At 35.0% G+C, this 20,942-nt stretch carries 22 protein-coding genes; all 22 read right to left on the reverse strand.

What is annotated here, in order from left to right; all coding sequences use genetic code 11:
• Positions 1-4: 4 nt before the first annotated feature.
• The 22 genes from APF76_04975 to APF76_05080 all read right to left on the reverse strand — a co-directional run bounded on the left by APF76_04975 (position 5) and on the right by APF76_05080 (position 20,904).
• Positions 5-556 (reverse strand): hypothetical protein, encoded by a 552-nt coding sequence (locus tag APF76_04975; protein ID KUO52390.1) that lies wholly within the window; start codon positions 554-556, stop codon positions 5-7.
• On the reverse strand, positions 557-1,291 hold the full coding sequence (locus APF76_04980; GenBank protein ID KUO52391.1) for a tRNA (guanine-N1)-methyltransferase: 735 nt from the start codon (positions 1,289-1,291) through the stop codon (positions 557-559). It abuts the gene before it with no gap.
• Positions 1,292-1,310: 19 nt separating this feature from the next.
• Positions 1,311-1,787: a hypothetical protein gene (locus APF76_04985; protein KUO52550.1), complete on the reverse strand. Its 477-nt coding sequence runs from the start codon at positions 1,785-1,787 to the stop codon at positions 1,311-1,313.
• Between the two features lie 32 nt (positions 1,788-1,819).
• Positions 1,820-2,236 (reverse strand): hypothetical protein, encoded by a 417-nt coding sequence (locus APF76_04990; protein KUO52392.1) that lies wholly within the window; start codon positions 2,234-2,236, stop codon positions 1,820-1,822.
• 49 nt (positions 2,237-2,285) lie between these two features.
• Positions 2,286-2,516 (reverse strand): hypothetical protein, encoded by a 231-nt coding sequence (locus APF76_04995; GenBank protein ID KUO52393.1) that lies wholly within the window; start codon positions 2,514-2,516, stop codon positions 2,286-2,288.
• Between the two features lie 21 nt (positions 2,517-2,537).
• The gene (rpsP, locus tag APF76_05000) at positions 2,538-2,804 is read right to left on the reverse strand and encodes a 30S ribosomal protein S16 (GenBank protein KUO52394.1); all 267 of its coding nucleotides are present in this window, start codon (positions 2,802-2,804) and stop codon (positions 2,538-2,540) included.
• A gap of 38 nt (positions 2,805-2,842) precedes the next feature.
• Positions 2,843-4,195, reverse strand: a complete 1,353-nt coding sequence (locus tag APF76_05005; GenBank protein ID KUO52395.1) for a signal recognition particle — start codon at positions 4,193-4,195, stop codon at positions 2,843-2,845.
• A 99-nt stretch (positions 4,196-4,294) separates the two neighbouring features.
• Positions 4,295-4,630 carry a hypothetical protein gene (locus tag APF76_05010; protein KUO52551.1) on the reverse strand — a complete coding sequence of 112 codons (336 nt, stop codon included), beginning with the start codon at positions 4,628-4,630 and terminating at the stop codon, positions 4,295-4,297.
• 103 nt (positions 4,631-4,733) lie between these two features.
• Positions 4,734-6,038: an N-ethylammeline chlorohydrolase gene (locus APF76_05015; protein ID KUO52396.1), complete on the reverse strand. Its 1,305-nt coding sequence runs from the start codon at positions 6,036-6,038 to the stop codon at positions 4,734-4,736.
• The gene (locus APF76_05020) at positions 6,035-7,081 is read right to left on the reverse strand and encodes a methylthioribose-1-phosphate isomerase (protein ID KUO52397.1); all 1,047 of its coding nucleotides are present in this window, start codon (positions 7,079-7,081) and stop codon (positions 6,035-6,037) included. The genes APF76_05015 and APF76_05020 overlap by 4 nt, the downstream gene beginning before the upstream one ends.
• 3 nt (positions 7,082-7,084) lie before the next feature.
• Positions 7,085-7,927, reverse strand: coding sequence for a 5'-methylthioadenosine phosphorylase (locus APF76_05025; protein ID KUO52398.1), 843 nt, complete (start codon positions 7,925-7,927; stop codon positions 7,085-7,087).
• Between the two features lie 245 nt (positions 7,928-8,172).
• Positions 8,173-9,090 (reverse strand): signal recognition particle-docking protein FtsY, encoded by a 918-nt coding sequence (locus tag APF76_05030; GenBank protein KUO52399.1) that lies wholly within the window; start codon positions 9,088-9,090, stop codon positions 8,173-8,175.
• Between the two features lie 71 nt (positions 9,091-9,161).
• Positions 9,162-10,304 (reverse strand): peptidase S7, encoded by a 1,143-nt coding sequence (locus APF76_05035; GenBank protein KUO52400.1) that lies wholly within the window; start codon positions 10,302-10,304, stop codon positions 9,162-9,164.
• 84 nt (positions 10,305-10,388) lie between these two features.
• Positions 10,389-13,943, reverse strand: coding sequence for a hypothetical protein (locus APF76_05040; GenBank protein ID KUO52401.1), 3,555 nt, complete (start codon positions 13,941-13,943; stop codon positions 10,389-10,391).
• Positions 13,944-13,970: 27 nt separating this feature from the next.
• Complete coding sequence (locus tag APF76_05045) at positions 13,971-15,011, reverse strand: hypothetical protein (GenBank protein ID KUO52402.1); 1,041 nt, start codon at positions 15,009-15,011, stop codon at positions 13,971-13,973.
• Positions 15,012-15,035: 24 nt separating this feature from the next.
• Positions 15,036-15,749: a hypothetical protein gene (locus tag APF76_05050; GenBank protein KUO52403.1), complete on the reverse strand. Its 714-nt coding sequence runs from the start codon at positions 15,747-15,749 to the stop codon at positions 15,036-15,038.
• A gap of 9 nt (positions 15,750-15,758) precedes the next feature.
• Positions 15,759-17,000: a beta-ketoacyl-[acyl-carrier-protein] synthase II gene (locus APF76_05055; GenBank protein KUO52404.1), complete on the reverse strand. Its 1,242-nt coding sequence runs from the start codon at positions 16,998-17,000 to the stop codon at positions 15,759-15,761.
• On the reverse strand, positions 16,993-17,973 hold the full coding sequence (locus APF76_05060; GenBank protein KUO52405.1) for a 2-nitropropane dioxygenase: 981 nt from the start codon (positions 17,971-17,973) through the stop codon (positions 16,993-16,995). The genes APF76_05055 and APF76_05060 overlap by 8 nt, the downstream gene beginning before the upstream one ends.
• Before the next feature lie 92 nt (positions 17,974-18,065).
• Entirely contained in the window at positions 18,066-18,299 is a 234-nt protein-coding gene (locus APF76_05065) for an acyl carrier protein (GenBank protein ID KUO52406.1), read from the reverse strand.
• A 40-nt stretch (positions 18,300-18,339) separates the two neighbouring features.
• Positions 18,340-19,077: a beta-ketoacyl-ACP reductase gene (locus tag APF76_05070; protein ID KUO52407.1), complete on the reverse strand. Its 738-nt coding sequence runs from the start codon at positions 19,075-19,077 to the stop codon at positions 18,340-18,342.
• Positions 19,077-20,012 carry a hypothetical protein gene (locus APF76_05075; GenBank protein KUO52408.1) on the reverse strand — a complete coding sequence of 312 codons (936 nt, stop codon included), beginning with the start codon at positions 20,010-20,012 and terminating at the stop codon, positions 19,077-19,079. Before APF76_05075 ends, APF76_05070 begins: the two co-directional genes overlap by 1 nt.
• A 13-nt stretch (positions 20,013-20,025) precedes the next feature.
• Positions 20,026-20,904: a 2-nitropropane dioxygenase gene (locus tag APF76_05080; protein KUO52409.1), complete on the reverse strand. Its 879-nt coding sequence runs from the start codon at positions 20,902-20,904 to the stop codon at positions 20,026-20,028.
• Positions 20,905-20,942 lie beyond the last annotated feature (38 nt).

A 20,942-nucleotide genomic window follows, 5' to 3' on the forward strand; every position in this document is an offset into this window, starting at 1 on the left:
GAATTCACCACCACTTTTTACAACATAAACGATCAATTATTATTGATGCTGCACTCCGGACTGATAAATGGTTGTACTTATCAATGCTCTTAATAGGTGTTAATCTAAAATGAGCCTTATTAGTAACCTCATCAGTTAGTCCCCAGCCTGTTCCAAATAAAATAACTATGTCATTATCCTTCATTAATTGCCGTAGTTGTATAAAATCAATGTCTTCGCATAAATTTGCTCCAGTAGCTACAACTATTGGTTTTTTGTCATGTGTTACATCATTCAAACATTCTTCAATGGTAGCTACTACTTTAACCTTTTGAAAAGCCTCGGCCCTTGATGAATTATACTGTGCACCCAAACCTTGTTTCCAATAATCTATTAGCTCCTGAAATAGCTCTCTCTGCCTATTGAGAGGTTGTACTATATAGTAGCCTGCCAAATCATAAGTAGACGTCAAACGAGCTATATCATGGACATCCAAATTTGTTATTGAAGTAGTTATTACTTGGTTATTCTGGTTATTAACTGGGTGATGAACTAAACAAATATAAACAGATACCATCTATTCTTCATCCTTACGTAACTTCGCTAATAACTCCTGATCAGCTTTACTGAAACTGGCATTATTTAACAAGTCGGGTCTTTTGCGAAGAGTTCGCAAGATAGACTGTTTCCTTCTCCAAAGATCTATCTTTGCGTGATTTCCAGAAAGCAACACTTCAGGCACCTTTAAACCTTGAAATTCTCTTGGCTTTGTATAGTGGGGATATTCTAAAAGTCCATCCGAGAAACTTTCTTCTATGATAGATTCTTCATGACCTAATACATCTGGTAATAATCTTGTAACAGCATCTATTAATACCATAGCACCTAGTTCTCCCCCTGTTAAAATATAATCCCCAATTGATATTTCTTCGTCCACTAGTAGTTCTCTAACCCTTTCATCAATACCTTCATAATGACCACATAATATTGTGATACGATTGAGCCTTGATAGCTTTTTTGCTTTATCTTGATTAAAAGTTGTTCCCTGTGGAGACATAAGAATAACTCTACTGTCGGCTTTATCTATATCTAAACTATTAATAGCATTAAAAAATGGTTCTGCCTTCATAACCATTCCAGGACCGCCACCATATGGAGTGTCATCAACAGAGTAATGCTTGTTTCCTGAATACTCTCTAAGATTATGTACAAATAAATCAAGTACACCTTTTTCACGAGCTTTTCCAATGATACTCATATTTAATGGGAAGTCCACCATCTCCGGAAAAATGGTAATAACATCTATTCTCATATTTATCCCCCGGTATCATCTATTCCGGTAGCAACTCTACAATCATCTCATTAGCAGCTAGATTGATTTTTTTTACAACCTTTTTGAGTGCTGGCACCAGAATTTCTTCATTGGCTTTATTTTTTACAACATATACATCATTAGCTCCTGTTTTCAATATATCTACTAATTGACCAATATAGCTTCCATTTATATCCTTAACATCTAAGTTAAGCAACTGATATATATAGTATTCATCTTCTTGTAGGGGTTCTAATTGGGCTTCAGATATCTTTAAATACGCTCCTTTTAACTCTTCTGCCTTTTCAATAGTATCAACACCTGCAAGATTCATTATTAGATATCCATTATGTAAGGATATACTATCAATTTTCATTAATTCTATTTTGCCTTTTGTCTCCACTAAAATTTCCTGTCTGTCTAAAAATCTCTCGGGAAAATCAGTAATTGGAAAAACTCTCAATGAACCACTTAAATTATGGGTTTTATTAATCATCCCAACTGTTATCAAAACTGGTTTTGTGACCACTAGTCTCCAACCTTCCGTATTTCCATAATTTCATTGTCCTTTAAAAGGATTTCACACTTTTCTATTTCACTCCAATTATCCCCAATTTTAATGTTCACTATCCTATCGACAGACCCTTTGATGATTTCTTCACCTAGTGACAAAGCACTAATTGCATCCATATTTTCTTTTATTTTTCTTATTTTTTCATAATTTTTGTTCTTTTCATTTTCCAATTCATTTCTCATAATAGCAAGCTCTTCATTATGCCTTTTTTCAATTTCTAATGTAGTCCTTTTAATTTTAAAGCTTAAATACTGCAGTTCAGTTTCAATTTGCTTTAAAAGTGTTTCTAACTCTTTTAAGAGACTATTCTTTAGACCCTCTGTAACAATTGTTTTGACCGTAACAGACTGTATAACTTTAAGTTCTTCCACAAACTCACCTGCTCCAATTTTAGATAAAAAGGGTCAATAAAGACCCTTTTTATTGTACAATTTCAACAACAACTCGCTTTCCTTCTTTTGCTGCTGCTGCCTTTAATACAGTTCTTATTGCTTTGGCAATTCTACCCTGTTTCCCAATGACTTTACCCATGTCTTCTGGTGCAACTCTTAACTCTAATACTATTGACTTTTCACCATCTACTTGTGTAATTGACACATGATCAGGATCATCCACCAAAGATTTTGCGATGAATTCTACTAATTCTTTCATGGCAAAACATCCTCCCTATTACTACCTGATGTTTTTGTTATCATAAAACTTTTGAATAACACCAGTTTTTCTAAAAAGGGCTCTTACTGTTTCAGAAGGCTGTGCGCCATCTTCAAGCCACTTCACAGCTCTTTCTTCATTAATATTTAAATCTTCCTTAATAGGATTGTAGTATCCAACTTCTTCAATGAATCTACCATCTCTTGGAGAACGTGAATCAGCTACTACCAATCTATAAAAAGGTGCTTTTTTACTTCCCATTCTTTTTAGTCTAATTCTTGTTGCCATTATCTCACCCCCTTCACAAATCTAAGATGTTTTAGTATTTATTTAAACATTGGTAAGTTAAATAGGCCTTTTGATTTCTTCTTGACTTTCTTATTGCTTTGAGCGCCAGAAAATTGTTTCATCATTTTTCTGGCCTCAAGAAATTGTTTAAGTAGTTTGTTTACATCCTGAACCTTGGTACCACTACCTAAGGCAATTCTTTTTTTCCTGCTGGCATTGATTATTTCAGGTTTTGCTCTTTCATTGAGTGTCATAGATTGAATTATAGCTTCTGTTTTTACTAATTCCTTTTCATCAACCTGCATATTCTTTAATTGTTTTCCCATTCCTGGAATCATACCAAGCAAATCCTCTATTGGGCCCATGCTTTTCATTTGCTGCAATTGATCAAGAAAATCTTCCAGTGTAAATTGTTGTGTCCTAATCTTAGCTTCCATCTCTTTTGCCTTATTGAGATCAAAATTTTCCTGGGCCTTTTCAATAAATGTCATCACATCACCCATTCCCAGGATACGAGAGGCCATCCTATCTGGATGAAATGTTTCTAATGCATCTAGCTTTTCTCCAATACCCACAAACTTAATAGGTTTTCCTGTAACTTCCCTAATTGAAAGGGCTGCACCACCACGTGTATCACCATCTAACTTTGTAAGAATTATACCTGTAATACCAAACTTTTGATCAAAGGTCTCTGCTACATTTACTGCATCCTGTCCTGTCATAGCATCTACTACAAGTAGTATTTCAGATGGAACTACGTTTTCTTTAATTTTATCAAGCTCTGTCATTAGATCTTCATCTATATGCAGTCTTCCTGCTGTATCTATGATTACAATGTCATTACCCTTATTTTTTGCGAACTCTATGGCTTCCTTAGCTATTAAAACAGCATTTTCTTGTCCCTTTGAAAATACAGGTATATCAAGTTGCTCACCTAGCACTTCTAACTGTTTAATAGCTGCTGGACGATAAATATCACAAGCTGCTAGTAAAGGACTACGTCCCTTCTTTTTAAACGTCCTTGCTAATTTTGCAGATGATGTGGTTTTACCAGAACCCTGTAAACCCACCATCATTATTACTGTTGGACTCTTGGACGAAAAAGCTATATTAGCCTCTTTTTCTCCCATTAAGTTAACCAATTCATCATTTACTATTTTAATAACCTGTTGTCCAGGAGTAAGGCTTTCTAAAACTTCTTTGCCGATGGCTCTTTCTTTAACTTTATTAATAAACTTTTTAACTACCTTAAAGTTTACATCGGCTTCTAGAAGAGCGATTCTTACTTCCCGCATTGCCACATCAATATCTGCTTCAGAAAGTTTTCCTTTTCCTTTGAGCCGTTTAAAAGTATCCTGAAGTTTTTCGCTCAAGCCAGAAAATAGAGCCATGCTTTCCCCTCCTAAGTCAGAAGTCAGAAATCAGAATTCAGGAGTCAGAATTTGGTCAATAATTCATTCTGTATTCCTAATTCTTAAAATCTGCTTAGTTTATACCAAGAAATTTTCCAACAATAAATTAATACGCTGTTTTTCTTCATCATCAATCTTACTATTCATTAGTACTGATTTTATATTGTTAATATTTTCTTCAGCTTTTTGATATTTTCCCCATAGTTTCAAACCCTGCTCATAGTTCTTTAATAAATTTTCTGTACGCTTTATAATATCATAAACTGCTTGTCTGCTAATACTAAGTTCTTGTGCAATCTCACCTAATGATAAATCATCATAATAGTATAAGCTAAAGACTTGTTGTTGTTTGTCCGTAAGTAGACTTCCATAAAAATCAAATAGCCGTGCTGATTCATTTAACTTCGGAATAATTATACTCAACCTCAGTCACATCCAAACATTTGCTGTAAAGTATTTTTACTTCACAGAGGAATATTAATATAATTAGTTCCATTTGTCAAGGTTAAATGAATTTTTAAACTAGCTTTTTAATTATCTCTTTAATTTCATAGATTACCTTTTCCTCATCGATTGTACTTACTTCTTTACTCTTCATTATAACCTTACCATTTACTATTACAGTATCCACGTCTGATGCTCCTGCTGAATAGACTAAATGGGCATTTATATCATGTAAAGGTTGCAGATGTGGTCCACTTAAATCTACTAAAATGATATCTGCTTTCATACCTGGCTTAATTTTTCCAATTTCTTGTCCTAATCCAAGTGCTTTTGCTCCATTACTAGTAGCCATAGAAAGTGCCTGATAGGAGGACATAACAGTAGGATCATAAGTATGTACTTTTTGAAGTAAAGATGCACTTCTCATTTCCTGAAACATATCTAGATTATTGTTGCTTGCAGCACCATCAGTTCCCAGTCCTACATTTACTCCCATTTCAATCATTTTGGTAATTGGGGCTATTCCACTTGCAAGCTTCATATTGCTTTCTGGATTATGAGCAACACTAACTTTTTCTTGAAGCAATATCTTTAAATCATTATCGGTTAGATGTACACAATGGGCTGCTAAAACAGGATTAGCGGTAAACACTCCCGCCTGGTGGACCATTTCAACTGGAGTTTTATTATACTTCTCCTTAATTTGGTTGATTTCAGACAGAGTTTCTGCTATGTGAATATGTATGCCTACTCCAAGTTTTTTTGCCTCAGAGGATACTTCTTGTAAATATTCTGGTGAGCATGTGTAGGGGGCGTGTGGACCAAGCATAGTGGTAATCCTCTTATCTGCGCTATTATGATAACTTTTAACAAGATTAATTCCTTCCTCAAGAGACTTATCTCCATTATTAAAGGATATTAATCCCCTACTTAGTGAAGCCCTTATACCCGTCTCCTTAACAACCTCTGCCACCTGCTCCATCATAAAGTACATATCGCTAAAACAAGTAGTACCACCTTTAATCATTTCTAGAACTGCTAGTTTAGTTCCCCAATAAACATACTCAGGTTTTAATTTAGCTTCTAGTGGCCAAATTCTATTTTCTAGCCATTCCATCAGAGGAAGGTCATCTGCATAACCTCTTAAAAGAGTCATAGCAGTATGAGTATGACAATTAACTAAGCCAGGCATTACTGCCATACCAGTAGCATCTATAATAGTACAATCATTACTGTCATATTCTTGATATCCACTTTTTACAGAATCAATTTTCTCCCCAGCGATGATTATGTCTCCCTGAAAACAGATATCTCCGGGGTCCTGAATATTTTTTTCCATATTTAGAATATATCCATTTTTTATCACTATTTTTTTCATGCTTTCACCTCTTTTTCAAACAATCTCCCAATCTCTTCTTCATATGGTGCATTTACAATGCCTTTATCAGTAATAATGCCTGTGATAAGTTCGTTAGGGGTTATGTCGAAGGCTGGATTATATACCAATATATCGTCAGGTATAATCTTATGTCCGTGAATATGCCTAATTTCATTACAATTTCTTTCCTCCACTATTATTTGATTGCCGCTTGATATATTCAGATCCATTGTTGAATATGGTGCTGCAACATAGAAAGGAATTTTATGATATTTTGCAAGAATAGCTAGTGAGTAGGTGCCAATTTTATTAGCAACGTCTCCATTTTTAGCAATTCTGTCTGCTCCTACAATGACCATATCTATAGTTCCCTGTCCCATTAAATAACCAGCCATACTATCAGTTATAAGTGTTACAGGAATTTTGTCCTGATGAAGTTCCCACGCAGTTAATCTAGCTCCTTGCAACAACGGACGTGTCTCACAAGCGAAAACTCTTTTTAAATTATCTTTTTCATGAGTAGCTCTAACTACCCCTAAGGCAGTACCATAACCTGCTGTAGCTAGAGCGCCAGCATTGCAATGAGTTAAAATAACCGCATTTTTAGGAACAACTTCAACTCCAAACAAACCAATTCGTTTATTTAATGCTATATCCTCTTCATGAATATTCATAGCAGCTTCTTCGATTATTATAATAAGTTCCACAGTAGATTTGTCTTGATTGCTTTTTGCTGTCTGATACATCCTATCTACTGCCCAAAAAAGGTTAACTGCAGTAGGTCTGGAGCATTTAAGCAGTTCCCCTGCTCTGCATAAGTTCTTCATGAATACTTCTTTGGATTCACTTGCAAATTCCTTAGCTGCTAAAACCATTCCATAGGCAGCTGCCACACCAATGGCAGGAGCACCTCTTACCACCATGTTTTTGATGGCCTCAACAACTTCAGGGTAGGTTTGGCATTTAACATATTCGATTTTTAATGGTAATTTTGTTTGGTCTAATAACTTAAGAAATTTCTTCTCCCAAATAATACTATTCACACATTACCCTCCTAAGCTTTTCTGGCCTGAAACTGCTACCTGACAAGAACAAGATCTATTTCCATCTGTAATTTCTATGGCTTTGGCAACTAATGTTTTAAGTTTTGCTGAAGCCATTTCCATTCTTTCTAAAACCTCTTGATGGGTCAAAGGATTATCAGATATACCCGCAGCATAGTTTGTGACAATTGCTACAGTAGCATAGCATAGTTCTGCTTCTCTGGCCAAAACAACCTCTGGAACAGAAGTCATACCCACAAGATCAGCACCCAAATGCTTGTACATAAGAATTTCAGCTGGAGTTTCAAAGCGTGGCCCCTGTGTGCATACATAAGTAGCCCCTTTACTTTGCAATGCTATTCCAACGGTTTGAGATGCTTCAAATAATCTTTCTCTAAGGGATAGGCAATATGGATGGGTCATATCTACATGAATAACTTCTTGTCCAACTTCATCAAAAAAGGTGATATCTCTTCCCCATGTAAAATCAATAAAATCACTTAAAAGCACCAAATCACCTGGCCTATACTTCCTATTAAGTGAACCAACTGCCGCAGTTGCAAATATTCTTTTTATTCCCAACATCTTTAAAGCCATAATATTTGCCCGGTAGTTAATTCTGTGGGGAGGAATTGAATGATTTAGGCCATGCCTTTTTAACAAAGCTACCCTTGTTCCATTCAATTCTATAATTTCAACAATTACTTTTCCATATTTGGTGTCAACTTCAACTTTTTCCTTCTGATTTGTATTTTCACCACCCGCCCGGGTAGTTGTAAATGCTCCAGTTCCTCCAATAATAGCAAAATCTACTTTTTTCAAATTCCCCCTCCTTTCAAAAGGCATAAGTAGAATCAGATCTTATTCTGACTCCTACCCTACCTATAAATACACTTATAAGAAAATGGTATAATGAAGCGAGCCATAAATTGAGTTTGTGTAATTATTGGTTTATGAAAGCAAAAAGACGTTATGATTTGCTTGTTTGAGCGAAGCGAGTTTGCAAAGCATAGGCTTTTTTGCTGGAATAAACCTTAGAATTGCTAAAACTTAATTTCCGGGTGAGCAAAATAATGCCGTTTTCCAATACCCTAATCACTAGCAAATAGTGCTTTTACAAAGTCATTTGGATTAAATGGTTTTAAATCTTCAATCTTTTCCCCAACACCTATGTATTTAATGGGTAGCCCCAATTCCTCCTTAATACCAAATATTACTCCACCCTTTGCAGTACCATCCAACTTAGTTAAAACAATTCCTGTCACGTCTACCACTTCTTTGAAATTTTTAGCTTGTGAAATCGCATTTTGGCCTGTTGTAGCATCAAGTACAAGTAAGACTTCATTTGGAGCATCCACTTTGGCTTTACTGATAACTTTTTTTACTTTTCCAATTTCATTCATCAAATTTATTTTGTTATGTAACCTACCTGCTGTATCAATTAAAACAACATCCGCTTTTCTTGATATAGCAGCTTGGACCGCGTCATAAGCAACTGCAGCAGAATCTGAACCTTCTTGATGCTTCACAATATCTGCATTAGCCCTCTCAGCCCATATACTAAGCTGTTCACTAGCAGCAGCCCTAAAAGTATCCCCAGCTGCAAGTATTACCTTTTTACCTTGTTCCTTAAAGTTATATGCTAATTTACCTATAGTTGTTGTTTTTCCCACACCATTTACTCCAACAACCATGATTACAGTTGGTTTTTGTTCTGAAAGGTTTATAGTTTTAATGTCATCTTCCAACAAAGCTACTAATTCTTCTTGTATTATTTCATTTACTCTATCCATATCAGATACTTTTTCATCATAAATTCTTTGCTTTAAGTTTTTTGCTAATTTCAGCGACGTGTTAACCCCAATATCTGCCTCAATTAAGATTTCCTCGAGTTTTTCAAAAAACTCATCATCAATTTTCTTATATCCTGTAACCAATTCAGTAACCTTATCCACAAATCCCTGTTTTGTTTTTTGTAACCCGCCTTTAATTTTGTCAAACAATCCCATGCTATTTTCCTCCAATATGAAAATAAGGCTAAGGCTTAACCTTAACCTCAGATATATTCTATCATGTTTTCCTAATTAAGCTCAATAGGTTTACAAAGGTCAGTAAATTCTTGCGCTATAGCAAACTTTCTGTTGCGAATTTGAGTTTCTTCTTCTGTTGTCTCAGCTCCAAAAAATTTGCTGTTTAAAACTTCATCTTCATCCGTAAGCTCAAATATTCTATCTGCCTTCTCAATTACTGTAGCTCCCCTAATCTTACCATCTTTATCATGACCAATTGCGATAATTGGCCTTCCCCACGTACCAGGACCAGCATTAGCATCTCCAATATGCATGACTCCAGTACCTCCAGGATGAGTATGGATGATAATTGCATTGTCAGGTATTATGCCACTATAGATTACTTTAAGAGATTTACCAGAGATGTCTGTAAAACTTGATGCAAGCAATCTTGATGGGACATAACCAATTCCACCTGCTACTAATTTACCTTGCCCAGTAACATGACCCTTTTCATCAATAACTCCTATAGCTGCAACCTCTCTGCCCTGTCCCACTTTCATAGATTCATCCACTAGGGACTTCGCTAAACTTTTATCAATAGATCTAACAGCCAATCTTGGTAGCTTCCATTTTTTCCCATTACCTTTGTGGCTATCCACATTCTTCAAGTCAAATTTAACCTGAGGTAACTCCTCAGAAACCTCTAAGTATTTTAAGCTTAACTCATGATTTGTCTTTAGCACTTCTTTTTCTTCATCCATGGTATTGCTCGCTAGAGTTTCTATATTCATTTCTTCCGATTTTGTAGATAGATCGAAATACTCTGGTTTGGGGTAAACAACACTTATTCCTGCAGCTCCTTCATTTTTAACTCCAATTGATATTATAGGACAGTTAAAAAAATCAACACCTGATACATCAGTAGCTAAACCTGTCTTGCCTGGTCTTGTAACCACAAATACTGTATTGTCTGGAAGCAAATTTAAGCCTTCAATTAAAGATTTGTCCTTCATGGTACTGATTTTATTAAGCAATATTCTTAAGGGTAATCCACTTAGACCTCCACTAACAATTTCGGTGCACTCATCAATAATCCCATCTTCGTTAACAAAACCAAAGCATCCAGCATTTCTTCCTTGACTAAGTTGCATTGTTCTATCTACCAACATTTTTACTAATTGCTCTGAAATACCACTAATTTTTTGATTCATAATATCACTCCCGAAGTAACATTTTTAGTCTATTCTTGGTTTAATTTAGTTTTCCTCGGAAACCAATGTATATTCTTTAAAATGTTAAACAACTGCCAGGTTATCAGATAGTTTTACTGAAACTACTTTGGAAACACCAGGTTCTTCCGTAGTTATTCCATACAAATTATCCGCTACCAGCATTGTGTTTTGCCTGTGGGAAACTACTAAAAATTGTGTACTGTTTGATAATTCACGTAAAAACTTTGAAAACCTTTGTTCATTAGCTTCATCTAGTGAAGATTCTATTTCATCTAATACACAAAATGGACTTGGTTTAATTTTTAAAAAAGCAAAAAGTAAGGCAATTGCTGTTAAAGCTTTTTCGCCCCCAGATAATAAACTTATGTTTTGTAGCTTTTTCCCTGGTGGTTGCGCTTCAATATCAACCCCAGTATTTAACAAATCTTCTTCGTTTGTAACGTATATACTGGCACTTCCTCCGCCAAACAAGTATTTAAAAATAGATGAAAACTCATGACTTACCTTCGCAAAGGTTTGACTGAACCTTTCCTCGATTATGCTATCTATTTCTTTAATTACTTTTTCCAAGGATTGTTTGGCCCTTAAAAGATCTGCTTTCTGGTCTTGAAGAAATAATGTTCTTTCACTCAGTTTTTCATAATGCTCAATTGCGCCCGTATTAACCTGCCCCAGAGCGGATAATTCTTCCTTGAGCCTTTCAATTTCAGGTTTGAATTGTTTTATCTCAACTTCAACAGAAACAAAATCCTCTCCGAATTTTTCATCAATCTTAGAAGCAATTGTTTCTAAATTTGTTTCTATTCTTGTCCTTTCTAACTCTAATTGATGCTGTTTCTTGGTTAATTCTTGATAGATATTATTAATTTTTGAATGTAGTTTTTCATGTTTGTTAAAAGTGTTTAAGATAAACTCTTTGCTTTCTATAAGCTGATTCTTCATATTATCTACTTTTTCTTTTTCTAAAAGAATCTTAGTAATCTTTACATTGTAATGCTTAATAGAATTTTCTATGGTTTGTATTTGTTCTGTGTTAGTAAGTAGTTTCTTTTGATTAATATCTATCTTTTCTTTATAGTTGGATATTCTAGCAGTAAAATCCTCTACCTTTTCTTCCAACTGGTTGCGCTTTTGATCCCAAACACTCTTCTCAATTTGTTCTTGATGTTGTAAATTTACAAGTTTATTAATCTGATCTCGTATACTTCTACTTATTTGTTTTTTATTTGTTACTTCAAGGGTTACATCTGAGATTTGCTTTTCAATATCTAAAACTTTTTTTTCAGCTTTTTTTATCATTTCATCATTATCTATTTTGCTAGATTTAATTACATTAATTTCACTTTTAAAAATACTAATTTCGTCCTTAGTTATTTCTATTTTTTCTTTAATACTACTAAGAGTATTGTTCTTTTGTAATAATACATTTTTTAAGTCAGTTGATATTTCTATAAGATCTTTGGCTTTAAGCGCAAGCTTTTCTTCTAAACCTCTTAATCTATTGGATTCATCTTGCTTAATCTTTAAAGAGTTTTCTAGTGGCGCTATTGTTTTTATAAGGCTTGCAATTTCATTCTTTCTGGATAATAAGTTGTTTGTAGAAGTTTTAATAAAGCCTCCAGTAATAGAACCTCCAGGCATAATTACTTGACCATCTAAAGATACTATTTTTACTGAGTAATTGAATTCCTTAGCAAAATCTAGTCCTATGTTTAGGTTTTCTACAATTAATACACGGCCTAAGAGATATTTAATAACAGCACTATATCTATTGTCACATTTAATTAAGTCAGACCCTAAACCTATTAGTCCTGGAGAATTCCTATGCTTCTGTGGAATACTAAAGGTTTTCGTCTGAATCGTATTTAAGGGTAGAAAAGTCACCTTACCTGATTTATTTGCTTTCAAAAAACTTATAGCTTGCTCAGCTTCCTTTTGTGAAATGGATATAAGATTCTGCAGTTGGGATCCTATTGCCGTTTCTATTGGAACAACAAGTTCAGGCGGTACAACTATCAGCTCTGCCACACTTCCTACTATGCCATCCCAATTACCTGGGTTGTTTTTCTTTGCAAGTAATATAGCCTTAACCCCAGGGAAATAGCCTTCCATATCCTCTTCTAAGTCCTTTAAAAAATTAAGTCTGGAGTTTGTTCTATACAAATCTTTTTGTGCAGAATCTATCTCCATATTAACTTTTGCCTTTTCAATTTGAATTTCATCGGCTTTCTTTTTATTGGCTTGTACAGCTTCTAATGATTTGTCATGCTCGGTTTGTGAATCTTTTAATTCAATTACGGTTTTTTGTTGTTCGTGGCTTAATCCTTTAAGTTTAGTCACCTTATCCTCTAATTGTCCTTCAATCTTCTCACTTTGTTTTTGGAGGAAAGAAATCTTTGTTTCAAATTTAGCAATATCATTTTTATACTGCACTAACATAGATTGATAATCCACTAGAAGGTTATTAGCTTCTGTGATTTGCCCTTCATTATGCCCTAAATTATTTTCATAATCGCTTATTTCATTACTAATAACACTCACTTTTTCTTCTAGCTTTTTAAGCTTACTATCCACATTTTTGATGTCTTCATATAATACTTTCACTTTCGATGTCCAATTATTAACTTCGGAACTATGGACGCCTTTATCTGCCTTTAAAACCTCAATTTCTCTCATTAATCCCTTCACTTGTTCTTTTAAAACCTTTTCTTCACCTAAGTATCTTTCCAATTCAGAATTCATTTCACCTATGAGATTAGCAAAGGTTGAAATTTTATCTTTACATTTATCAAGAATAAACTTTTCATCAAATATGTATTTATCCAATTCATTTAAGAACCTGCTATAAGTAATAACCTGCTTGTTATTTTGATAATATTGTGCTGTTAAGGTACTCAGTCTTCTTTGTAACTTTTCTCTTTCAAAATTAAAAAATTGAAACTCTATATTTTCCAGCAATTTAATTTTACTTAAATACTCCTTGGCTTTATCTGATTCAGTTTTTAATGATGGTAATTGTTCCTCAATTTCATAAACAATGTCATCAATCCTTAGTAAACTTTGTTCTGTTACGGCAACCTTCTGTTCAGCTTCTTTTTTTCTGTATTTATATTTGGTGATACCTGCCACCTCTTCTAAAAGAGGCCTTCGTTCTTCTGGGCTCGAGTTAATTATGTCATCAACCTTTCCCTGCCCAATAATTGCAAATGCATTTTTTCCAAGTCCAGTATCCATAAAAAGAGCCTGTACATCTTTTAAACGACATGAGTTTTTGTTTATTAAGAATTGACTTTCGCCATCTCGGAAAACCTTTCGTGTTACAGTTATTTCGTTATATTCCATTGGGTATATCCCAGAAGAGTTATCCAGAACTATTGTAACCTCGGCCATCCCCATGGGTCTTTTATTTTTTGTCCCGGAAAATATTATATCCTCAAGCCTGCTACCACGTAGTGATTTGACGCTTGTTTCACCAAGCACCCATCTTAATGCGTCCACAACATTACTTTTACCGCTCCCATTCGGACCTACAATAACTGTAATTCCTCTATCAAGTTTTATGGAAACTTTATTTACAAATGACTTAAAACCATGCAATTCTACTCGTTGAAGATACAAATTTCTCCCCCCACAATACTAAGCCAGCTATGATAAATACTTTTGAAAACATGTTATCAATCTACTTTGTGTAGCTACTCTAAATTGATTGAACGGTATTTCTTGACATCCAATTATCTCAAAGTTGATAGGTAAAATAGAATTTATTTTTTTCACATTAATTCTCTTTTGACCTAGATATATTGATAATTGCTTGGGTGGCACTATGCATTTCAAGTAATCAGCTGAATCCTTTACAATGTTAATTTGTTCAACCATTAATTCATATGCCACTTGATTCAACACCAATTCTCCAAAGGATGGATGATATGGTCCTTCAATAACATATTGTTTATCAAGTAAATCTGTTGCCTGTAAACCCATTCTAATAACTTGTATTCGGTTATTAATGAATTCTCTATACATTTTAGCACAAACTTGGACAGCATCTGATAGAATCATAGGAAAATATTTTTTCTTTTTTAACTGTTCATGAAGAGGAGTGTTCTCTATAACAACAGTAGGATAAATCCTAACAAAATCTGGACTAATCTCAATAGTTTTTTCCATTGTTGCTAGTATACTATCCAAGGTATCTCCAGGCAGACCGGGCATTAGCTGGATTCCAAGTCTAATATTAGCCTCCTTTATTAAACTGGCTGATTTATATACGCAACTAGAATCATGGCCTCTGCCTGATAGTTTAAGTACCCTATCATCTAGTGACTGAACACCTAATTCAATTACACTTACTCCATATTTTTTCAAATAATCTAGTATTTGTACACTAATAAAGTCAGGCCTTGTTGATATTCGTACATTATCAACACGACCTGACATCAAATATGGCTGCACTAACGCTAATAGTTCGATCTGCCTCTCTTTTTCAACAGCAGTAAAACTACCCCCATAAAAAGCTACTTCCACTCTTTTCTGAACCTGCTTTACCTCAATGGTTTTCAAGTAGCTCTCAATAATTTTAACTACAGCAGTATTTTTTTCAGAGCTTATTTTTCTCTGATCACAAAAAACACACTGAAATGGACAGCCCATATGGGGTACAAAAATTGGAATGATATAGTGTTTCAATTTACTCACCACTATACTTTCATTTTATTTATTATTCTCTTCTTTTAACTGGTAAAATGCTTTTTTGGCTGCTGCTTGTTCTGCTTCTTTCTTGCTATTACCAGTACCTACTGCTAATAATTCACTCTTTAAAGAAATACCTGCTTGAAATTGTTTATGATGATCAGGACCGCTTTCAGAAATAATATGATAGAAAACATTTTCTCCAAATACCTTCTGAGCTAATTCCTGAACCATAGTTTTGTAATCACCATAGTTTCCTAATTCATATTTGTCCAATTCATTTAACAAATTATCTCGCAGAAATTCTTTAACCTTTTCAATACCTTGATCTAAATATAGTGCACCAATTAATGCTTCAAGAGCATCAGCAAGACTAGAATTTCTATCCCTACCACCTGTCAATTCCTCACCTTTTCCAAGACTTAGAAATTGTCCTACTTTTAATTTCCTGGCAATTCTAGCAAGGGTTGCCTCACATACAACTGCTGCTCTCATCTTTGTTAAAGTACCTTCAGGTTCCTGTTCAAATGTTTCATAAAGATATTGTGCCACTACCATTCCAAGAACAGCATCTCCTAAGAATTCTAGTCTTTGATTACTTTCAAAACTCCTACCTTTATTTTCAAACACATAGGTAGGATGGGTAAAAGCAACATCCAGCAAACTATCATCTTTAAAAATAATTCTATTTTTACTTGCAAAGTTCTCTAATTCTTTTATCCTTTTTTTCTCCATTTTCCTTCTCTATTCTACAAATTTTTTAATAATTATCGTAGCATTATGGCCACCAAAACCGAGAGAATTAGATAGGGCTACATTAACATTTTGTTTACGTGCCTCATTTGGTACATAATCTAAGTCACATTCAGGACTAGGGCTTTCCAAATTAATAGTTGGAGGAATAATTCCATTATTGATTGTTAATGCACATGCTATTATTTCAACCGAACCAGATGCTCCTAATAAATGTCCAGTCATTGATTTTGTTGAGCTAACTGCTACTTTATATGCGTACTCTCCAAACACAGCTTTTATAGCCAATGTCTCATACTTATCATTTAAATCTGTAGATGTACCATGGGCATTGATATAATCAATTTCTTCTGGTCTAATATTAGCATCTTCTATGGCTAGTTTCATTGCCCTTGCTCCACCCTCTCCTCCTGGGGCCGGTGCAGTTATATGAAACGCATCGGCAGAACATCCATAGCCAACCACTTCAGCATAGATTTTAGCTCCTCTTTTTTGCGCATGCTCCAAGGTTTCTAAAATTAAAATACCTGAGCCTTCTCCCATTACAAAACCATCTCTATCAGCATCAAAGGGTCGGCTTGCTTTTTCTGGTTGATCATTTCTTGTTGACATTGCTTTCATGGAAGCAAAGCCAGCCATGGCCATGGGAGTGATAGCTGCTTCTGTACCCCCTGTTATCATTACATCTGCAGAGCCTCTCTGCAAGACTTTAAATGCTTCACCAACTGAATTTGTTCCAGAAGCACATGCTGTTATTACAGTATAGTTTACCCCTTTCGCACCTACAGCTATTGAAATGTGTCCTGCTGCCATATTGGCAATCATCATGGGTACAAAAAATGGACTAACCCTTCCTGGTCCTTTGTCACCAAGAACACGATGTTGTTCTTCAAAAGTATTAGTGCCACCTATTCCTGTTCCAATAATAACTCCAAATCTTTCACAATCGATATTTTCCTTTGATAAACCAGCATCCTTCATAGCCATTGTTGTTGCAGCTACAGCAAATTGAGTATACCTGTCCATTCTTCTTGCTTCTTTTCTATCAATGTATTTTTGTGGCTCAAAATCTTTCACTTCACCAGCAATAGAAGTGGCAATATTTGAGGCGTCAAAATGAGTTACTGGGCCTATTCCAGATTTACCCTCAGTTAAAGAATTCCAAAATTCTTCTAATCCGACACCAACAGGACTCAAAACACCCATCCCTGTAATCACTACTCTTTTAGTCATTCCACAACCCCCCAAGTCTTTTGCTAGTTTCTTCAAATTCTTTTATAAATCTGCTCATTATCTCTTTCACTGGTAATATTTCAGTTATTTTGTGTACATCAATGCCCGCGAATACTAAACCTTTATCAATAACGCCCATCTGAGCATTTTCCAAAGCACTTTTAATGCAAAATACTTTATTGCATCTTTTTAGACAACTAGTACACTTTCCCATTTCAACCCTATCTCCATTTATAATTGCTTCTGAAAAGGAAGTTTTTACAGCTCTTCCTGGTAATCCAACGGGACTATTTATTAAGACCGAATCGCCTTCCACAGAAGACATATATACGTTTTTAAATTCTTGTGAAGCATTAGATTCTTCGCTTGCTGCAAATTTAGTAGCTATTTGAACACCATTAGCACCCAATTTCATCACATTGTACATATCCTCGCCTGAAGATATGCCCCCTGCTCCTATTATGGGAATGGTAGTTACTTTCCTGATTTCAGGTATTAATTCTTTTAGAGGTCTATCAGTTCCAAGGTGTCCTCCAGCTTCGCATCCTTCTACAATAATAGCTGCAGCGCCAAGTTTCTCTGCAGTCTTTGCCAATCTAGCACTTGATACTATTGGTACTATCGGACAATTATATTCCTTTCCCAATTTAAAAATATCCTTTGAAAAACCTGCTCCATATATAATAAGGTCAATGCCTGCTGCCATAGCTTCTTTTATTAATATGGCAAAATTAGAAGCAGCAAATAAAACATTAACTCCAATTTTACCTTCATCCCCAGCTAGTTCTTTGGCCTTTCTAATTTCATCCCTTAATTCCTGGCTGCTCATTCCAGTACCAGCTATAACTCCTATTCCTCCTTCTCTAGCTACTGCTGCAGCTAATGAAGCAGTTGATATCCTTATAGCCATACCACCCTGAATAATAGGTAAAGAAACTGTAAAATTGCCTATAGTAAGTGCCGGAAAAGTCATGGGCTATACCCCCTTTAAACCATTAAGTATATGGTCATCTGATTTGGTGAAAGTCCCGTAGTATCCCTACGGGACTTTATTAACAATGATAATTAACTTGCTTTGTTATTAATATACTCAACTGCAGCACCTACTGTAGTTAACTTTTCACCATCTTCATCAGGAATTTCGATACCGAATTCTTCCTCAAGAGCCATAATAAGTTCAACAATGTCAAGAGAATCCGCATCTAAATCTTCAAAAGAAGTCTCAAGAGAAATATTTGCTTCTTCAACATCCAACTGTTCAACAACAATTTTTTTGATTTTATCAATTACAGATGACATCTTTTCACCTCCTCTCTATAAAAAATTGCTTATCTTTGAATTACAAGTTTAATCCTCCATCTACCTTAATTACTTCACCAGTAATATATTTAGCTGATGGAGAAACTAAAAATAATACCAAATCTGCTACATCTTCAGCTTTACCTAAAGTTCCCAAAGGAATCTGGTCCTTTATTTTAGTAACCACTTCCTGTGATAATTTCTCGGTCATTACTGTATCAATAAAGCCAGGAGCAACTGCATTTACCCTTATACCTCTATTTCCTACTTCTTTGGCAATACTTTTACTAAAACCTATCACTCCTGCTTTTGAGGCTGAATAGTTTGCCTGACCAGCATTTCCTGATATTCCTACCACAGAACTAATGTTAACTATATTACCTTTTTTTTGTTTAATCATGTCTTTGATGCAGGCCTTAGTACAATTAAATGTACCTTTGAGATTGATATTTAGAACTGCATCCCAGTCAGCTTCTTTCATTCTCATCAACAATCCATCTTTAGTTATACCAGCGTTATTAATAAGTATAGTTACTTTTCCAAGATTATCTTGGATTAGTTTAAGCATATTTTCTACTTCAGTAGCATTTGAAATATCAGCTTCAATAGCCATTGCATTTGTACCTAAAGACTTTATTTCATTAGCTACACCAATTGCTTCCTCTTCATCTATTGAGTTTACCACAACTGTAGCATTTGCCTTTGCTAAAGCGATTGAAATAGCCTTTCCTATACCCCTAGACCCACCTGTAACCAAGGCAATTTCTCCAGTTAACATTATTTATCCCCCTTTAATTCTTTTATGGTATTGTTTAGGCTTTCTACATTTTCCACATTATAAACCTTTACATTTTTATCTATTTTTTTCATTAGGCTGCTTAGCACTTTTGACGGTCCTACCTCAACAAATGTATCAACGCCTAATTCTATTAGTTTTCTTATTGACATATCCCATAACACCGGATTGTAAATCTGTCCATTTAAACTGTTTTTAATTTTATCCGGACATTCCACAAGCTCAGCATTTAAATTTGCAACTATTGGAAAGTTTGGGCTTTTAAAGTCTACTTTTCCTAATTCATGAGCAAATTTTTCCGCTGCAGGTTCCATTAAACTTGAATGGAAAGGTCCACTTACATTTAATAAAATTGCCCTTTTAGCTCCCTCTGCGACTGCCAGCTGTGAGGCAGCTTCAACTTTGTCTTTTTCACCTGCAATAACTAATTGTCCTGGACAATTATAGTTGACAGTCTCCACAACTCCGTCAATACGTGAGCATATATCTTCAACCTTTTCATTTGCTAGACCTAGGATTGCAGCCATTGCCCCTATACCCGCAGGTATAGCTTCTTCCATAAATTTTCCTCTTTTAGATACCAATTTAAGGGCATCAGGAAAATCAATACATTTAGCAGCTACTAAAGCAGAATATTCGCCTAAGCTATGACCTGCTGCATAATCAGGAATAATTCCTTCCTTCTTGATTAGTTCCCAACATATTGTGCTTACCGTAAGAATAGCAGGTTGAGTATTTACTGTAGATCTAAGAGTTTCCTCTGGCCCTTCTAATATTATCTCACTTAACTTATAACCCAATATGTCATCAGCTTTTTGCAATAATTCCCTTGCCTCGGGATAATTCTCTTTAAAATCTTTTGCCATCCCAACATATTGAGACCCTTGGCCTGGAAACAAAAATGCCAGTTTTTGCATATCAACCTCCACTTTAGCCTAAATTTTGCAACTTTTTTAAATTATTCTTAAAACCTTCCATTATTTCATTAATTACGTTTTCTACAGATGTTATAGTATTTATCATTGCACAAACCTGACCTGCCATAATAGAACCCATATCCATATCTCCATCAATGGCAGCAATTTTCAACTTACCGGCTCCTAATTCTCCAAGCTCCTCTAATGAGACTCCTGACTCAACCCTTTTGATAAACTCTTTGGTTAATTTATTTTTTAAACATCTAACATGATGACCATGTACTCCTGTAACTACTGTATCCCTATCTTTCGCTTTAATTATTTCTTTTTTATAAGCATCGTGAGCTATACATTCAGTAGTGCAGATAAAACGAGTGCCAATTTGTACACCTTCTGCTCCTAATGCCATTGCTGCTAGCATACCTCTTCCATCTGCGATTCCACCTGCTGCTACTACAGGAATATTTACTGCATCAACTATTTGCGGTGTAAGAGCCATTGTCGTGGTTTCTCCTATGTGACCACCACATTCCATGCCTTCTGCTATTAGTCCATCTACGCCTAATCTCTCTAATCTTCTTGCTAGGGCAACAGATGCCACTACAGGAAAAACCTTTACCTGTGCTTCTTGTAGTGCAGATAAATGTTTGCCTGGATTTCCTGCCCCTGTAGTTATTATAGATATCTTTTTATCAATTACCAGATTAATAATTTCCTCTACATATGGAGATAAATAATAAACATTAACCCCAAAAGGCTTATTTGTAATTTCTCGAACTTTGGCTATTTCTTTTTCAACTATTTCTGGCGGAGCATTTCCTGCGCCTATTATTCCCAATCCACCTGCTTTAGAAACAGCACCTGCTAATTCTCCTGTAGCTATCCAAGCCATACCACCTTGGATAATTGGATATTTTATACCAAGAATTT

Origin of the sequence: Desulfitibacter sp. BRH_c19, assembly GCA_001515945.1 — a bacterium.
GTDB lineage: Bacteria > Bacillota > DSM-16504 > Desulfitibacterales > Desulfitibacteraceae > Desulfitibacter.